Origin of the sequence: Pseudomonas sp. PDM10 (assembly GCF_014852295.1) — a bacterium.
Lineage (GTDB): Bacteria > Pseudomonadota > Gammaproteobacteria > Pseudomonadales > Pseudomonadaceae > Aquipseudomonas.
In genome coordinates this window covers 442,787-458,435 of sequence record NZ_JACVBJ010000005.1, presented here as the reverse complement: position 1 = coordinate 458,435, position 15,649 = coordinate 442,787, and the positions used below count along the sequence as shown (strand labels likewise).

The following is a 15,649-nucleotide window of genomic DNA, read 5'->3' as shown; positions in this document are numbered from 1 at the left end:
GTTACTCGTCGTCGAAGTTGTAGCTGCCCGGCGCCAGGTTTTCGAAGCGGGTGTACTTACCGATGAACGCCAGTCGTGACGTACCGATCGGCCCGTTCCGCTGCTTGCCGATGATGATCTCGGCGATGCCCTTGTGCTCGGTTTCCGGGTGATACACCTCGTCCCGGTACACGAACATGATGACGTCGGCATCCTGCTCGATCGCTCCGGATTCCCGGAGGTCGGAGTTGATCGGGCGTTTGTTCGGTCGCTGCTCCAGGGAGCGGTTGAGCTGGGACAGCGCCACCACCGGGCAGTTGAATTCCTTGGCCAGGGCTTTCAAGGAACGGGAAATCTCGGAAATCTCGTTGGTCCGGTTGTCACCGCCAGAACCCGGGATCTGCATCAATTGCAGGTAGTCGATCATGATCAGCGCGATATCGCCGTGTTCACGCACCAGACGCCGGGTCCGCGCGCGCATTTCCGAGGGGCTGATACCGGCCGTATCGTCAATGAACAGCTTGCGATCGTTGAGCAAGTTGACCGCCGATGTCAGGCGCGGCCAATCGTCGTCTTCCAGGCGACCGGCACGAACCTTGGTCTGATCGATCCGGCCGAGGGACGACAACATACGCATGATCAGCGATTCGCCTGGCATCTCCAGCGAGTAAACCAATACGCATTTGTCGCTGCGCAGCACGGCGTTTTCCACCAGGTTCATCGCAAAGGTGGTTTTACCCATGGATGGACGGCCGGCGACGATGATCAGGTCAGACGGCTGCAGGCCGCTGGTCATACCGTCGAGATCGGTATAACCGGTGGACAGGCCGGTAATGGCGTTGTCCGTATTGAACAAGGTGTCGATGCGGTCGATGGCCTTGGTCAACAGGTCATTCACGCTCACCGGGCCGCCGGTTTTTGGCCGGGCCTCGGCGATCTGGAAAATCTGCCGTTCGGCTTCGTCGAGAATCTCTTCAGCCGAGCGGCCTTCCGGGTTGAAGGCGCTGTCGGCGATTTCGGTGGCGATGCCGATCAACTGCCGCAACGTCGCCCGCGCACGAACGATCTGGGCATACGCCTTGATGTTGGCGACGGACGGCGTGTTTTTTGCCAGTTCGCCAAGGTATCCGAGGCCGCCAACTTGCGACGTCTGGCCTTCCTTGTCCAATTGCTCGGCAAGGGTCACGACGTCGATCGGCGAGTTCTGGTCAGCGAGCTTGGCGATCGCGCGGAAGATCAAACGGTGGTCATGTCGATAGAAATCGCCGTCCGACACCTGATCAAGCACGCGTTCCCAGGCGTTGTTGTCCAGCATCAAACCACCGAGCACGGCCTGTTCGGCCTCGATGGAATGCGGCGGCACCTTCAGGGCAGCGGTTTGCAGATCGTATTGCTCGGGAGCGGAGATATCGTTCATGGCCACTTGGAATTAGATGTGAAAATCAGGAACTGCAGAAAGACAAAGGGCACGACCTGTAAACAGGATCGTGCCCGATGTTACCGGCAAGCACCCGAGGGCACCAGCCGACAAGTGCTGCTTAAGCTGCTACCACGACAACGCGTACGGTGGCTTCAACTTCGGCGTGCAGGTGCACGGCTACGTCGAATTCGCCTACGTTGCGGATAGTGCCGTTCGGCAGACGAACTTCGCTTTTTGCAACTTCAACGCCAGAGGCGGTCAGTGCATCAGCGATGTCGTGAGTACCGATCGAACCGAACAGCTTGCCTTCGTCGCCAGCGGTGGCAGTGATAGTCACTTCCAGCTCAGCCAGTTGGGCAGCGCGGCTTTCAGCCGAAGTTTTACGATCTGCTGCGGCTTTTTCCAGCTCAGCACGACGCTCTTCGAACGCAGCCAGGTTGGCAGCGGTCGCAGCGGTAGCTTTGCCGTAAGGCAGCAGGTAGTTACGACCGTAACCAGCCTTAACGTTCACTTTGTCACCCAGGTTGCCCAGGTTGGTGACTTTTTCCAGAAGGATCAGTTGCATGTGAAAATCCTCTTAACTTTTAACCTTCACCGTTCGCGCTATCGACGTCTTTCGGCGTCGAACGACCGCGAAAATCAATCAGGCTGTCGACGATGGCCAAGACCACCAGCAACGGATAGATCAGCTGCATGAACAGCAACAGCGTGACGTACAACCCCACCAGCCAGAACCTGGCCAGTCGCTTTTGCGCCACCAGCCCGTGAATCAGGGCCAGCCCGGCGAACACCAGCGGTACACTGCACAACGGCGTCAACATGGCCATCTGTGGACCGATGTTCGGTCCCAGAAGCATGAACGCCAGCAGCAACATCGCCAGCCCCAGCGGGAATCGGATGGCGCGAAACTCGCGACCAAAACCACCCGGGTTGTACAACAACGCCTGCCAGTAGCGCCCGACAAGCAGGCTCAGCACACTGACGATTTGCAACAAGGCCGCAATCAGGCCGGTCAGGACCGGTGCGATCAGGGACGCAAAATGCGCTTGCTCGTCTACCGACAACTTCTGGTAGACATCACCGAGTAGCGACGGCATGACTTTTATCAAAGCCTGCGCCAGCATCTCGATTTGGGGACCAAAAGCCGTCCCCAGCACCACTGAAAACACCACTCCCATCGCTATGCTGACCAGCAGCACGCGGTTCCAGGATTCGCTTGCGCGCAAAACCAACGCAAGGCTCCAAGACCCCAGCAGCACCAGAAGTGCCCGTGGGTCATCGGAGTAAAGCCACCAGATCAACGCCGGCAGCAGTCCCAGAGCAAGAACGCCCAGGGCGTCCTTCAATCCGCGCCGCAGGAGCACAAGGCAACCCGCGGCAGCACCCAACCAATACAACAACGGCAATGTTGCGCATCCGGCCACTACTAGAGTGGCCTGCATACGGCCGCGCATGATGAACTCAGCTATGGCACGCATGCTTTCAATCCTTTGCTACGTGTCGACTGCCCGGTCTCAGCGGCCGTGGCTGTCGGTGTAGGCCAGCAGGGCCAGGAAGCGGGCGCGCTTGATAGCGGTGGCCAGCTGACGCTGATAACGTGCTTTGGTACCGGTGATGCGGCTTGGAACGATTTTGCCGGTCTCGGATACATAAGCTTTCAGAGTGTTGAGATCTTTGTAATCGATCTCTTTCACGTCTTCAGCGGTGAAGCGGCAGAATTTACGACGACGGAAGAAACGTGCCATGTAATAGGCTCCTCAAAAGGTCCGTGGATTACTCGTCAGCGTTATCGCTGTTGTCGCTGTCATCACTGTCAGCGCTTTCAGCGCCTTCGTGCTCAGGACGGTCGCGACGCTCACGGCGCTCACTGCGGTTTTCTTCAGCCTTGAGCATCTCGGATTGGCCGGTAACGGCTTCTTCGCGACGGATGACCAGGTTACGGATCACTGCATCGTTGTAGCGGAAGTTGTCTTCCAGCTCGGCCAGGGCCTTGCCAGTGCATTCAACGTTCAGCATCACGTAGTGAGCCTTGTGAACATTGTTGATTGCGTAGGCCAGTTGACGACGGCCCCAATCTTCCAGACGGTGGATTTTGCCGCCGTCTTCTTCGATCAGCTTGGTGTAACGCTCTACCATGCCGCCGACTTGCTCGCTTTGATCCGGGTGGACCAAAAAGATGATTTCGTAATGACGCATGAATGCTCCTTACGGGTTGTAGCCTGCCGCTCAAAAGCGGTCAGACAAGGAGTGAATGACACTTATGGACTTGCTTGCGATAGACACATGCGTGCCTGCCGTCACAGCAAGGGGCGCAATTGTAGAGAAGGGACAGAAGAGGTGCAAGGCAATTGGTGATTATTTGAACAGCCACGACTATTTGCCCAAAACACAAACCACTGTGGGAGCTAGCCTGCTAGCGATGAGGAAAAAACATTCAATATTGATGTTGAATGTGACTCCGCCATCGCTAGCAGGCTAGCTCCCACAGGAGGGGGGGGGGTACCGCTGGATCAGGACTTCTTGGCGGTTCCGGCAGCCTTGACGCCGCGCTGGCGCTGGGCTTCAAACAGGCAGACGCCGGTCGCCACGGAAACGTTGAGGCTGCTGACGCTACCGGCCATCGGCAGGTGCACCAAGTAGTCGCAAAGATCGCGGGTCAGGCGACGCATGCCGCTGCCTTCAGCACCCATGATCAGGATGGTCGGGCCGGTCATGTCGTGCTGATACAGACTCTGCTCAGCCTCGCCCGCCGTACCGACAACCCACAAGCCACGCTGCTTGAGCTTTTCCAGGGTGCGCGCCAGATTGGTTACCGCAACCAACGGAATCACTTCCGCCGCGCCGCAAGCCACTTTACGTACCGTCGGGGTCAACGTCGCCGACTTGTCCTTCGGAACGATCACCGCCAGAGCACCGGCCGCATCGGCCGAACGCAGGCAAGCGCCGAGGTTGTGCGGATCGGTCACGCCGTCGAGCACCAGCAACAGCGGTGCGCCTTCGGTGCGATCGAGCAACTCGTCGAGCATCGCCTCGCCCCAGACCTGGCTCGGACTCACCTCTGCCACCACGCCCTGGTGCACGCCTTCAACCCAGGCATCCAGCTCACGGCGTTCGGCGTTGCCAACGGCCACGCGGTTTTCGTTAGCCAGCTCGATCAGCGTCTGAACACGCGGATCACTGCGGCCTTCGGCCAACCAGATCTGCTTGACGCGTTTTGGGTGGTGACGCAGCAACGCTTCTACAGCGTGCACGCCGTAGATCTTTTCCAACTGACTCATGACTTGGCCTTCGGTTTACGCGCCCCGCCGCTTTTGGCGGCTGGCGCAGAACCCGCTTTTGGCGGGCCTTTACGGTGTTTGCTCGTTTTGGCTGGCTTGCCGCCGGGAGCCTTGTCAGGCGCCGACCGTCCGGTCTTTCCCCCAGACGCCGCTTTACCGCCGCTTTTCGCTTCAGACAATAACGCCTGCTTCAATTCGCGGCTTTTGCGCAATTCGGCATTTTTCGCCGCAGCATCGCTCGGGCGATAGGCTTCGACAGCCTTTTCCTTGGCAGGACGACGACCGGTTTTCGCCGGGGCCGGCTCTGCAGCCGTTTTGGTAGCTGGCGCAGCGGTTTCAGTCCCGCGTTTCTTGCGACCAATCGGCGCACTGATGGTTTTTTCAGCCATCTCGAAGTCGATCTTGCGCTCGTCGAGGTCGACGCGCATAACGCGCACCTCAACGGTATCGCCAAGACGGAAGCTGCGACCGGTACGCTCACCGGCCAGGCGGTGGTGCACAGGATCGAAGTGGTAGTAATCGCCCGGCAGCGCGGTGACGTGCACCAGGCCTTCGACGTAGATATCGGTCAGTTCGACGAACAGACCAAAACCGGTCACGGCAGTGATCACACCCGGGAACGACTCGCCCACACGGTCTTTCATGAACTCGCACTTGAGCCAGTTCACGACGTCGCGGGTCGCTTCGTCGGCACGGCGCTCGCTCATCGAGCACTGCTCGCCGAGCTGCTCCAGGATCGCTTCGTCGTACGGGTAGATGCGCGCTTTCGGAATGGTCATCGCGCCAGCACGGCGAACGTGCGGGGTGTCCATTTTCGAATGGATGACGCTGCGAATCGCCCGGTGCGTGAGCAAGTCCGGGTAGCGGCGGATCGGCGAGGTGAAGTGGGTATAGGCTTCGTAATTCAGGCCGAAGTGGCCCTGATTATCGGCGCTGTACACAGCCTGGCTCAACGAACGCAGCATAACGGTCTGGATCAGATGGAAATCCGGACGGTCCTTGATGCTCGCCAGCAATGCCTGGTAGTCCTTCGGCGACGGGCCGTCCTTGCCTTTGTGCAGGGACAGACCGAGCTCGCCAAGGAAAGCGCGCAGTTTTTCCAGACGCTCCGGTGGCGGGCCATCGTGGACGCGGTACAGCGCTGGGATTTCGTGCTTTTTCAGGAATTCGGCGGTGGCCACGTTGGCCGCCAGCATGCATTCCTCGATCAGCTTGTGCGCATCATTACGAACGGTCGGACGGATTTCGGCAATCTTGCGCTCGGTCCCGAAGATGATCCGGGTTTCCTGCGTTTCGAAATCGATCGCGCCACGCACGTGACGAGCGGCCAGCAGCACTTTGTACAGCGCGTAAAGCTGCTTGAGGTGCGGCAGAACGTCGTTGTACTCGCCACGGAGCTCACGCGCCTCGGTGAGTTTCGGCGTTTCCAGCATCGCGCTGACTTTGTTGTAGGTCAGGCGAGCGTGGGAGTGAATCACCGCTTCGTAGAAGCAGTAGTCGGTCATCTCGCCGGATTTGGAGATGGTCATCTCGCAAACCATGGCCAGACGATCGACGTGCGGGTTCAGCGAGCACAGACCGTTGGACAGCTGCTCAGGCAGCATCGGCACGACGCGCTCAGGGAAATACACCGAGTTGCCACGAACCTGGGACTCGTTGTCCAGCGCCGAACCGATTTTCACGTAGCTGGAAACGTCGGCAATCGCCACGTACAACTTCCAGCCGCCGGAGAACAGGCGCAGCTTGCCCGGCTTGGCTTCACAGTAGACCGCATCATCGAAGTCACGCGCATCTTCACCGTCGATGGTCACGAACGGCAGATGGCGCAGGTCGATGCGCTTCTCTTTGTCTTTCTCTTCGACTTCCGGCTTGAGCTTGGCGGCCTCTTTCAACACAGCCTCAGGCCAGACGTGAGGAATGTCGTACGTGCGCAGGGCAACGTCGATTTCCATGCCCGGCGCCATGTAGTTACCCACGACTTCGACCACGTCGCCTTGCGGCTGGAAGCGTGGCGTCGGCCAGTGAGTGATCTTCACTTCGACGAACTGACCGATCTGGGCGTTGGCGTTACGGCCCGGCGTCACCAGCACTTCTTGCTGGATCTTCGGATTGTCCGCAACGACGAAACCAATGCCGCCCTCTTCGAAGTAACGGCCAACGATGGTCTCGTGGGCACGGGACACCACTTCTACGATCATGCCTTCGCGGCGACCGCGACGGTCGAGGCCGGAAACGCGGGCCAGGGCACGATCGCCATCGAACACCAGACGCATTTGCGCCGGGCTCATGAACAGGTCGTCACTGCCGTCGTCCGGGACCAGGAAGCCGAAGCCGTCACGGTGACCGCTGATGCGGCCCAGGATCAGGTCGAGCTTGTCCACCGGCGCATAGGTGCCGCGACGGGTATAGATGAGTTGAGCGTCGCGCTCCATGGCGCGCAGGCGGCGGCGCAGGGCTTCGATCTGGTCTTCTGTCGTCAGACCAAACTCTTCGACCAGCTGCTCGCGGTTAGCAGGCGAACCCCGATCAGCAAGGTGCTGAAGGATCAGTTCGCGGCTAGGAATAGGGTTGTCATATTTTTCCGCTTCACGAGCGGCCTCGGGATCGAGGGACTGCCAATCGGCCATTAGAGAGTTTTCACCTTGTCTATATGCGGGTTAGTTTGGCATAGGCGTAATGAAACGGGAAATTTCAGGCTATGAGAGCCCATCTAAAGCCCTTTATCGACAGCGCGAAGCTGAATTAAATGCCACTGGTAAAATTTTCCAGGTTTTTTCGACTTCAGGGGTTTACAGTTAAAAAGACGCTCCGTATAGTGCGCGCCATCGACGACGCAGACGCATTGTCGATAATGCCCAGATGGTGAAATTGGTAGACACGCCAGCTTCAGGTGCTGGTGACCGCAAGGTCGTGGAAGTTCGAGTCTTCTTCTGGGCACCAATTTCGAGCTTGAGATTAGATCAATTTCAAGGCTCACACAAAAACCCGCGAAAGCGGGTTTTTTGCATTCCAAGCCCCTGAATTATTAAAACTAAATCAGGGGTTTACAGATCAAAAAGCTCTCCGTATAGTGCGCCACATCAACAGCGGCAACGCTGAAGATTATGCCCAGATGGTGAAATTGGTAGACACGCCAGCTTCAGGTGCTGGTGACCGCAAGGTCGTGGAAGTTCGAGTCTTCTTCTGGGCACCAATTCAAATTTCAGAGTCGATCTGAAATTTCACAAAAACCCGCGAAAGCGGGTTTTTGCGTTTCTGGCTTTCAAAAATCTTATGAGAGCCACTGCGCGCCTTCTGTAGGAGCACGGCTTGCCAGCGATGGCGTCCTTGAGATCGCCATCGCGAGCAAGCTTAGCTCCTACAGATTGAGCGTTATGCCCGAGCCCGCTCTAGCAGAGCCGTCTTCGCCCCGCAAGGCGCACTTGAGAAACAATATCGTTTATCATTGTTTCAAGTTTTTGCAATGCGACAGTGAGGAACCTTGCGAATGATGTTTCGAAATACCCTGCGCCGCGGCCTGACCATGACCCTGCTCGGCCTGGCACTCGCCACTCCCCTCACCCAAGCCGCCGAACCGGTTTCCCTGACACTCTATAACGGTCAACACAAAGAAGTCGGCGATGCCATCGCCAAAGCCTTCGAAGCCAAGACCGGGATTCACGTCAATGTGCGCAAAGGCAGCAGCAACCAGCTCGCCAGCCAGGTCGTCGAAGAAGGTGCTCGCTCCCCTGCCGACGTGATCTACACCGAAGAATCGCCACCACTGAACAAACTCGGCGAACAAGGCCTGCTGGCGCAGACCGATGCTGCCACCCTGGCCGTTCTGCCCAAAGACTACGTCGCCGGCAACGGCACCTGGATCGGCATCACCGCGCGAGTCCGCGTCGTCGCCTACAACCCCAAGCTGATTGACGAAAAAGACCTGCCCAAGTCGGTCATGGAGTTCTCCGATCCGAAATGGCAAGGCAAGGTCGGCTTCGTGCCCACCAGTGGCGCGTTCCAGGAACAGGCCGTGGCAATCATCAAAGTGCACGGCATGGACGCGGCCGAAGAATGGCTGACCGGTTTGCGTGCTTTCGGCAAGACCTACAGCAACAACATGGTTGCATTGAAGGCAGTGGAAAACGGCGAAGTCGCTACCGTGCTGGTGAACAACTACTACTGGTTCGCCTTGCAGCGTGAAAAAGGTCAGCTCGATTCGAAACTGCATTACTTCACCGGCGGCGACGTCGGCGGGCTGATCACTGTTTCCAGTGCGGCCGTGCTGAAATCCAGCAAACATCCAAAAGAAGCCCAGCAATTCCTCGCTTACATGGCCAGCGAAGAAGGTCAGCGCGTGATCACCCAGACCACCGCCGAATACCCGCTGCACAAAGGCATGGAATCGGATCGCGGGCTCAAGCCGTTCAGCGAACTTGAGGCACCGAAGGTCACGCCAGCCGATCTCGGCAATGCCGAGCAAGCCCTGGACCTGGAACGTGACGTTGGCTTGAACTGATGAGCGTATCGTTATCCGCCCCCGTCGCGCGCGGGGGTTACGCGCCACGGCGCAAGCGGCCATCGATCTGGCTGCTGCTACCGGTTTTGCTGCTGGTGGTGCTCAGCCTGTTGCCACTGGCGTATGTCGGACTCAAAACCTGGCAGGCCGGCTGGGCTGAGGCGCTGCATTTGTTGTGGCGCCCTTATGTGTTTGGCCTGCTGCGCAACACGTTGGCGCTGATGGTCGGTGTGACGCTCGCTTGTGGCGTGATCGGCCTGTCACTGGCCTGGCTGCTTGAGCGCAGCAACTTGCCGGGGCGGCGCTTGTGGGGCGTGATTTTATGCCTGCCGTTCGCGGTACCGGCGTTTGTCAGCAGCTTTACCTGGGTCTCACTGAGTGCTCATTTCGAAGGCTTGGGCGGGGCGATCCTGGTGATGACCCTGTCCAAGTATCCGCTGATCTTTCTGCCGGTCGCGGCGACCCTGCGCAATCTCGACCCCTCCCTCGAAGAATCCGCCCGCACACTGGGGCAGAATCGCTGGGGCGTGTTTTTCAGAATTACCCTGCCGCTGCTCTGGCCATCACTGCTCGCCGGCTCGCTGCTGATCGCGCTGCACATGCTGGTGGAGTTCGGTGCTCTATCGATCATCGGCCTGCAGACGTTTACCACCGCAATCTATCAACAGTTCGAACTGGAATTCAGTAACGCGAATGCGGCGATGCTTTCCGCCGTGTTGCTGGCGCTGTGTCTGATGCTGTTGTGGCTGGAACTGCGCGTACGCGGCAAGGGCCGACACGTGCGCACCGGTCAGGGCGCGGCTCGGCATGCGGAACAGGTCCGGCTGGGGCCTTGGGCTGCCGTCGGACAACTTTATTGCCTGGCGCTGGCGATCATCGGCAGCGGTATTCCGCTCGGGATGCTGGCGTACTGGCTAGCAGTGGGTTCGTCGGCAGCATTCCCGGTGGCGGCGATCAGCGAGGCGCTGCTCTCCTCCCTGGCGTTGTCACTGGGCGGCGCGGCGCTGTGCCTGGTGCTGGCAGTGCCGGTGGGATTGCTGGTGGTGCGCCACAAGGGCCAATTGGCGATCTGGGCCGAACGCTTGCCGTATCTGCTGCATGCGCTGCCAGGACTGGTGATCGCACTGACGTTGGTGTATTTCGCCCTGCACTATGTGCCCGTGCTGTACCAGACTTCGGCATTGTTGCTGATCGCTTATGCGTTGCTGTTTTTGCCGCTGGCTCAGGCGCCGATTCGTACGGCGCTGAACAAGGCTGCGCCGCAACTGGAAGAGGCTGCGCGCACGCTGGGCGCATCGTCTTTCAGTGCGTTTTATCGGGTGACGTTGCCGATCATTTTCCCGGCGCTGGGCGCAGCGTTTGCGCTGGTGTTTCTGGATGCGATGAAGGAACTGACGGCGACGCTGCTGTTGAGTCCGACCGGGCTCAATACCCTGGCGACGGAAGTCTGGGCGCATACCGCTAATGTGGAGTTTGCGGCGGCGGCGCCTTATGCGGCGTTGTTGATTTTGGTGTCGGGGCTGCCGGTTTATCTACTTACTACCCGGATGTATCTGAGCCGCTGACATTGCCTTCGCGAACAAGCCCGCTCCCACATTTGATCTGAAGTGTTCACAAATCTTGTGTCCACCAACAATCACTGTGGGAGCGGGCTTGCTCGCGAAGAGGCCCGCCCAGTCGATACACATTTAAGCCCTGAACTGCCCCAGACTCGCCTTCAACTGCGCCGCCAATCCATCCAGTACCTTGCCGCTGGCCGTGGTTTCCACCACCGCTTGAGCCGCTTTCTCAGCCTGTGCATGAATGGTTTCAACCCGACCGCGCACCGCTTGCGCACCTTGCGCCTGATGCGCCGCTGCCTGCGTTGCCAGACCAATCGCCGCATGAACCTGCTCGACCGACGCCTGCACTGATTGCTGCAACCGCGCACTGTCACGCAGCACCAGCAAACCTTCGCTGGCCTGACGCCCGGCCTGACCGATCGCTGCCACCGCCTCACGCGCACCTTGTTGCAAGGCAACGATATGCGCCTGAATGTCGCCAGTGGAGCTCTGCGTCTTGCTCGCCAGCGCTCGCACTTCATCGGCGACCACGGCAAACCCGCGACCGGTCTCGCCCGCACGCGCCGCTTCGATCGCCGCGTTCAGCGCCAGCAGGTTGGTCTGCTCGGCGATCCCGTGAATCACCGTCAACACCACTTCAATTTGCTCACTCTGCTGCGCCAGCCGCTCGATGACTTTCGCCCCGGTGTCGACCTGCCCGGCCAACGCCTCGATCAGGCTGCCGACTTTCGCCGACGTCCGCGTGTTTTCATCCGTCGCCGAACGAATATCCACCACTTGCTGCAAGGCCGCCTGCATGGCATGACTTTCCGACTGGGCTTCATCAGCCATTTGCGACAACGCACGCAGGCTCTCGGCCACTTCATCGCGCTGCATGCCCGCCGCTTTATCGGCCCCGGCATTGCGCAAGGTCATCGCGCCGATTTCCACACCGGTACGCTGGGCCACATCGCCCGCTTCGCGCACGATCGGCTGCAACTTATCCACAAAGCGATTGACCGCCGAGGCCATGTCGCCGATTTCGTCCTTACTGTTGATCTGCACCCGCTTGGTCAGGTCACCCTCGCCCGCCGCCAGGTCATCCATGGCAACGATGAGCAGCTTCAAGCGATTGACCACTCGACGACCCAGCACCACCGCGAGCAACAGCAGCACACCGCAACCGACCAACGCGAGCCCCATGCCAATGCGCCAGCGCAAAGTGCCTGCCGCTTCCTGCACGGTGCTGGTGATGTTGGCCTGCATCGCTGAAGCCGTGGACTGCGCCGACTTCAGGCGCGCGCCCATCGCTGCAGCACTATCAGCCGCCGCGCCTTTGAGGCTGTCGCCGACCAGTTGATCACTGCTGGCGATCAGTGCCAAAAAGCGTTTGTCGAGGGCTGCCAGATCGACTTCCACGGAAGCGGTGGAAACACCCATCAAGACCTTGCCGATTTCCACGCCATTGGGGCTGATTGAGGCTTCGAGGTAGTAGACCGATGGATCGTTCTTCGCCGCATCCAGCACTTTGTCCAATGCGCGCTCGCCCTGGCCTTTCTCCAGCAGCGCTTTGTTGATCGGGTTCTCGCGGTTCAGATAGCGCGTCAGGTGCTGGCCAGTAGCGTCGTCGTAGATCACGAACAGCACGTTGGGATTGCGCTGGGCCCGGCGGGCGAATTCGGACAAGGTTGGAACGTCGCTGTCCCACATGGCGCGAGGTGCGACCGAAGCCAGAAGCTGCGCCATATCGTTGGCGGAGTCCTTCAGATCCTTCTCCAGCGTTGCACGCAGTTGTGCTTGCTCGTCCTTCAAACGTGACGACAGGCCGGCGGTGAGTCGCTGACGGGTATTGGTCGACAGGCTGTCGAGGCTCGACGTGACTTCCCGCCCCGCCTGCTCCAGTTCCCCGGAGAGCTTTTGACTGTCAGCACCCAGGCGAACACCTAAATCAACTTCCAGTGCGGTCACTGTGCTCCGGGTCAGGGCGACAGCTACAAGCACTTGCACCAAAAGGGCGATACCAAGGGTAACGAACACTGGCCGCAGAAGACGGCTTTGTAACAGTGAGAGAATGGCTGACACTTAAAATCCCTCTGCTTGGCGCCATTAAATTGATGGCGCACTGGAAGCGATGCTTTTAATCAACATCACAGCAAAGGTCGTGCCGCCCGACAGGCAGATACGACAAAGGCCCCAAATGAGGGGCCTTTGTGTTTTACATCAACGACTTATTAAGCGAACGGATGACGCAAAACGATGGTTTCGTTGCGGTCCGGGCCCGTCGAAATAATGTCGATCGGCGCACCGATCAGCTCTTCGACGCGCTTGATGTAAGCACGGGCGTTAGCTGGCAGCTCTTCCATGGTTTTGGCACCCACAGTCGACTCGGTCCAGCCCGGCACTTCTTCGTACACAGGCTGCAGGCCCACGTAGCTGTCAGCATCAGTCGGGGCAACGGCATTGCCTTGCGCATCTTTGTAGCCGACGCAGATGTTGATGGTTTCGAGGCCGTCGAGCACGTCGAGCTTGGTCAGGCAGATGCCCGAGATGCTGTTCACATCGATGGCACGACGCAGGATAACGGCGTCGAACCAGCCGCAACGACGGGCACGGCCGGTGGTAGCGCCGAACTCGTGACCTTGTTTGGCCAGGTGAGCACCCACTTCGTCAAACAGCTCAGTCGGGAATGGACCCGAACCTACGCGAGTGGTGTAAGCCTTGGTGATGCCCAGAATGTAATCCAGGAACATCGGACCAACGCCCGAACCTGTCGCCACGCCACCAGCGGTGGTGTTGGAGCTGGTCACGTACGGATAGGTACCGTGGTCGATGTCGAGCAACGAACCTTGGGCGCCTTCGAACATGATGTCTTTGCCGGCGCGACGCAGGTCGTGGAGCTCGGCCGTCACGTCCAGCATCAGCGGCTTGAGCAGTTCAGCGTATTCTTTGCACTCGGCCAGGGTTTTTTCGAACTCGATGGCAGGCTCTTTGTAGTAACCCACCAGCATGAAGTTGTGGTAGTCCACCAGTTCGCGCAGCTTGTCTTCAAAGCGCGGCATGTTGAGCAGGTCGCCCACACGCAGGCCACGCCGTGCAACCTTGTCTTCGTAAGCCGGGCCGATGCCGCGACCGGTCGTACCGATCTTCAGTTCGCCACGGGCCTTTTCACGGGCCTGGTCCAGCGCTACGTGGAAGGACAGGATCAGCGGGCAGGACGGGCTGATACGCAGGCGCTCGCGCACCGGTACGCCTTTCTCTTCCAGCTTGATGATTTCCCGCAGCAGAGCGTCGGGTGCAACCACCACGCCGTTGCCGATCAGGCACTGCACGCCTTCGCGCAGCACGCCCGACGGGATCAGGTGCAAGACGGTTTTTTCGCCATCGATCACCAGGGTGTGACCAGCGTTGTGGCCACCCTGGTAGCGCACTACGGCGGCAGCATGTTCGGTCAGCAGATCAACGATCTTGCCTTTGCCCTCATCACCCCATTGGGTGCCCAGGACTACGACATTCTTACCCATAACACTTGTCCTCATTCGCGCAAACTTGGTGCCGGCCGCAGCCGACAGGAAAACTCAAGAAGCCAGTGGCGATACTTGCCAAAGCCCGTTCTGCTGAATCAATTGCCGGTCGCAGTCCGCTTCACGGGCGGCGGCCAAAGGTTGCCCAGGCAACGCCTGAACGACACGCTGACCCTCACTGCGCAACTGGCAAACCTGCTGCCAGAGTGCTGCATCCGTACTGTCAGGCATCCAGATACCGCCAGACGGTAACTCGATCTCAGCACGCCCCAGGGTCACCAGGGTTTTCAAATCGGTAGAGAAGCCGGTTGCCGGACGGGCACGACCGAAGTCGGCACCGATGTCGTCGTAACGACCGCCCTGAGCAATGGACTGGCCAACACCCGGTACGAACACCGCGAACACCACACCGGTGTGGTAGTGGTAGCCGCGCAACTCGCCCAGGTCGAAATACAACGGCAACTCGGGGAAACGCGTGGACAGACGCTCGGCAATCGCCAGCAAGTCGTCCAGAGCGGCCAGTACTGGCGCCGGTGCATCCGCCAGACGCTCGCGGGCAGCGCTCAAGACTTCACGGCCGCCACACAGGTCAACCAGCGCCCGCAACATGCCCGACAGATCGGCAGGCAGGCCTTCGGTCAAGGTAATGACCTCGTCGATGGCCTTACGTTGCAACGCGTCAAACAACTGTTGCTCGACTTCACCGGACAAACCGGCGGCGCGAGCCAGGCTGCGGTAGATACCCACATGACCGAGGTCCATGTGCACATCCGGCACATCGGCCAGTTGCAGCATAGCCAACATCAGGCTGATGACTTCCACGTCGCTGCTCGGGCTGGCATCGCCGTATAACTCGGCACCCAGCTGGATCGGACTGCGCGAGGACGACAAGGCGCGCGGTTGAGCGTGCAGCACGCTACCGGCATAGCACAGACGGCTCGGGCCTTCGCGACGCAAGGTGTGCGCATCGATGCGCGCCACTTGCGGCGTAATGTCGGCACGGAACCCCATCTGCCGGCCCGATTGCGGGTCGATGACCTTGAAGGTACGCAGATCGAGGTCCTGGCCCGCGCCGGTCAGCAGGGATTCCAGGTACTCGATATGGGGAGTCACGACAAACTCGTAACCCCAGCTCTGGAACAGATCCAACACCTGACGACGCGCGACTTCAATGCGCGCCGCTTCTGGTGGCAGTACTTCTTCGATGCCATCTGGCAGCAGCCAGCGGTCTACCGTTGCCATTACGCCATTCCCCTATGATCCGGGCGGCAAGCCTTTGGGCGAGCCTTGAGTGAAGCAGAAAATGATCGGCTCATGCGCACAAACAACGCGCATGAACGACGCGGCGAAAAGCCTGAAATCGGCTTCACCAACCACTTTCCTCGAAAAACCTGTCGAGTCATTTCAACTCG

At 59.4% G+C, this 15,649-nt stretch carries 12 protein-coding genes and 2 tRNA genes; 4 read left to right on the top strand and 10 right to left on the bottom strand.

The genetic code is table 11. The features are described from left to right. Position 1: 1 nt before the first annotated feature. From dnaB to rnr, 7 genes are all read right to left on the bottom strand, one after another. A complete protein-coding gene (dnaB, locus tag IB252_RS19705; RefSeq protein WP_033055553.1) occupies positions 2-1,396 on the bottom strand; it encodes a replicative DNA helicase in 1,395 nt (464 codons plus the stop codon). A gap of 121 nt (positions 1,397-1,517) precedes the next feature. After that, entirely contained in the window at positions 1,518-1,964 is a 447-nt protein-coding gene (gene rplI, locus IB252_RS19700) for a 50S ribosomal protein L9 (protein WP_003197251.1), read from the bottom strand. A 19-nt stretch (positions 1,965-1,983) separates the two neighbouring features. Then, entirely contained in the window at positions 1,984-2,877 is an 894-nt protein-coding gene (locus tag IB252_RS19695) for a hypothetical protein (protein WP_056746335.1), read from the bottom strand. A gap of 36 nt (positions 2,878-2,913) precedes the next feature. After that, positions 2,914-3,144, bottom strand: coding sequence for a 30S ribosomal protein S18 (gene rpsR / locus IB252_RS19690; RefSeq protein WP_002551829.1), 231 nt, complete (start codon positions 3,142-3,144; stop codon positions 2,914-2,916). A 28-nt stretch (positions 3,145-3,172) separates the two neighbouring features. After that, positions 3,173-3,595, bottom strand: coding sequence for a 30S ribosomal protein S6 (gene rpsF / locus IB252_RS19685; protein WP_003217491.1), 423 nt, complete (start codon positions 3,593-3,595; stop codon positions 3,173-3,175). Between the two features lie 314 nt (positions 3,596-3,909). Then, on the bottom strand, positions 3,910-4,677 hold the full coding sequence (gene rlmB / locus IB252_RS19680) for a 23S rRNA (guanosine(2251)-2'-O)-methyltransferase RlmB (RefSeq protein WP_192409985.1): 768 nt from the start codon (positions 4,675-4,677) through the stop codon (positions 3,910-3,912). Then, positions 4,674-7,304, bottom strand: coding sequence for a ribonuclease R (rnr, locus tag IB252_RS19675; protein WP_192409984.1), 2,631 nt, complete (start codon positions 7,302-7,304; stop codon positions 4,674-4,676). Before rnr ends, rlmB begins: the two co-directional genes overlap by 4 nt. A gap of 226 nt (positions 7,305-7,530) precedes the next feature. Here rnr and IB252_RS19670 point away from each other — a divergent pair. From IB252_RS19670 to IB252_RS19655, 4 genes are all read left to right on the top strand, one after another. Then, positions 7,531-7,617: transfer RNA gene (locus tag IB252_RS19670), tRNA-Leu, on the top strand. A gap of 166 nt (positions 7,618-7,783) precedes the next feature. Further along, positions 7,784-7,870: transfer RNA gene (locus IB252_RS19665), tRNA-Leu, on the top strand. Positions 7,871-8,164: 294 nt separating this feature from the next. Continuing rightward, positions 8,165-9,175: an iron ABC transporter substrate-binding protein gene (locus IB252_RS19660; protein ID WP_111449255.1), complete on the top strand. Its 1,011-nt coding sequence runs from the start codon at positions 8,165-8,167 to the stop codon at positions 9,173-9,175. Further along, positions 9,175-10,740 (top strand): ABC transporter permease, encoded by a 1,566-nt coding sequence (locus IB252_RS19655; protein WP_192409983.1) that lies wholly within the window; start codon positions 9,175-9,177, stop codon positions 10,738-10,740. Before IB252_RS19660 ends, IB252_RS19655 begins: the two co-directional genes overlap by 1 nt. Before the next feature lie 123 nt (positions 10,741-10,863). Here IB252_RS19655 and IB252_RS19650 read toward each other — a convergent pair whose 3' ends face one another. From IB252_RS19650 to IB252_RS19640, 3 genes are all read right to left on the bottom strand, one after another. Beyond that, positions 10,864-12,798, bottom strand: a complete 1,935-nt coding sequence (locus tag IB252_RS19650; RefSeq protein WP_192409982.1) for a methyl-accepting chemotaxis protein — start codon at positions 12,796-12,798, stop codon at positions 10,864-10,866. Between the two features lie 149 nt (positions 12,799-12,947). Beyond that, the gene (locus IB252_RS19645; RefSeq protein WP_074873214.1) at positions 12,948-14,237 is read right to left on the bottom strand and encodes an adenylosuccinate synthase; all 1,290 of its coding nucleotides are present in this window, start codon (positions 14,235-14,237) and stop codon (positions 12,948-12,950) included. 54 nt (positions 14,238-14,291) lie between these two features. Then, a complete protein-coding gene (locus IB252_RS19640) occupies positions 14,292-15,479 on the bottom strand; it encodes an ATP phosphoribosyltransferase regulatory subunit (protein ID WP_111449258.1) in 1,188 nt (395 codons plus the stop codon). Positions 15,480-15,649: the final 170 nt, after the last annotated feature.

Bases quoted from the DNA above. Each gene is read 5' to 3' on its own strand.
- dnaB (WP_033055553.1), bottom strand. From the start codon at position 1,396: ATGAACGATATCTCCGCTCCCGAGCAATACGATCTGCAAACCGCTGCC.
- rplI (WP_003197251.1), bottom strand. From the start codon at position 1,964: ATGCAACTGATCCTTCTGGAAAAAGTCACCAACCTGGGCAACCTGGGT.
- IB252_RS19695 (WP_056746335.1), bottom strand. From the start codon at position 2,877: ATGCGTGCCATAGCTGAGTTCATCATGCGCGGCCGTATGCAGGCCACT.
- rpsR (WP_002551829.1), bottom strand. From the start codon at position 3,144: ATGGCACGTTTCTTCCGTCGTCGTAAATTCTGCCGCTTCACCGCTGAA.
- rpsF (WP_003217491.1), bottom strand. From the start codon at position 3,595: ATGCGTCATTACGAAATCATCTTTTTGGTCCACCCGGATCAAAGCGAG.
- rlmB (WP_192409985.1), bottom strand. From the start codon at position 4,677: ATGAGTCAGTTGGAAAAGATCTACGGCGTGCACGCTGTAGAAGCGTTG.
- rnr (WP_192409984.1), bottom strand. From the start codon at position 7,304: ATGGCCGATTGGCAGTCCCTCGATCCCGAGGCCGCTCGTGAAGCGGAA.
- IB252_RS19660 (WP_111449255.1), top strand. From the start codon at position 8,165: ATGATGTTTCGAAATACCCTGCGCCGCGGCCTGACCATGACCCTGCTC.
- IB252_RS19655 (WP_192409983.1), top strand. From the start codon at position 9,175: ATGAGCGTATCGTTATCCGCCCCCGTCGCGCGCGGGGGTTACGCGCCA.
- IB252_RS19645 (WP_074873214.1), bottom strand. From the start codon at position 14,237: ATGGGTAAGAATGTCGTAGTCCTGGGCACCCAATGGGGTGATGAGGGC.
- IB252_RS19640 (WP_111449258.1), bottom strand. From the start codon at position 15,479: ATGGCAACGGTAGACCGCTGGCTGCTGCCAGATGGCATCGAAGAAGTA.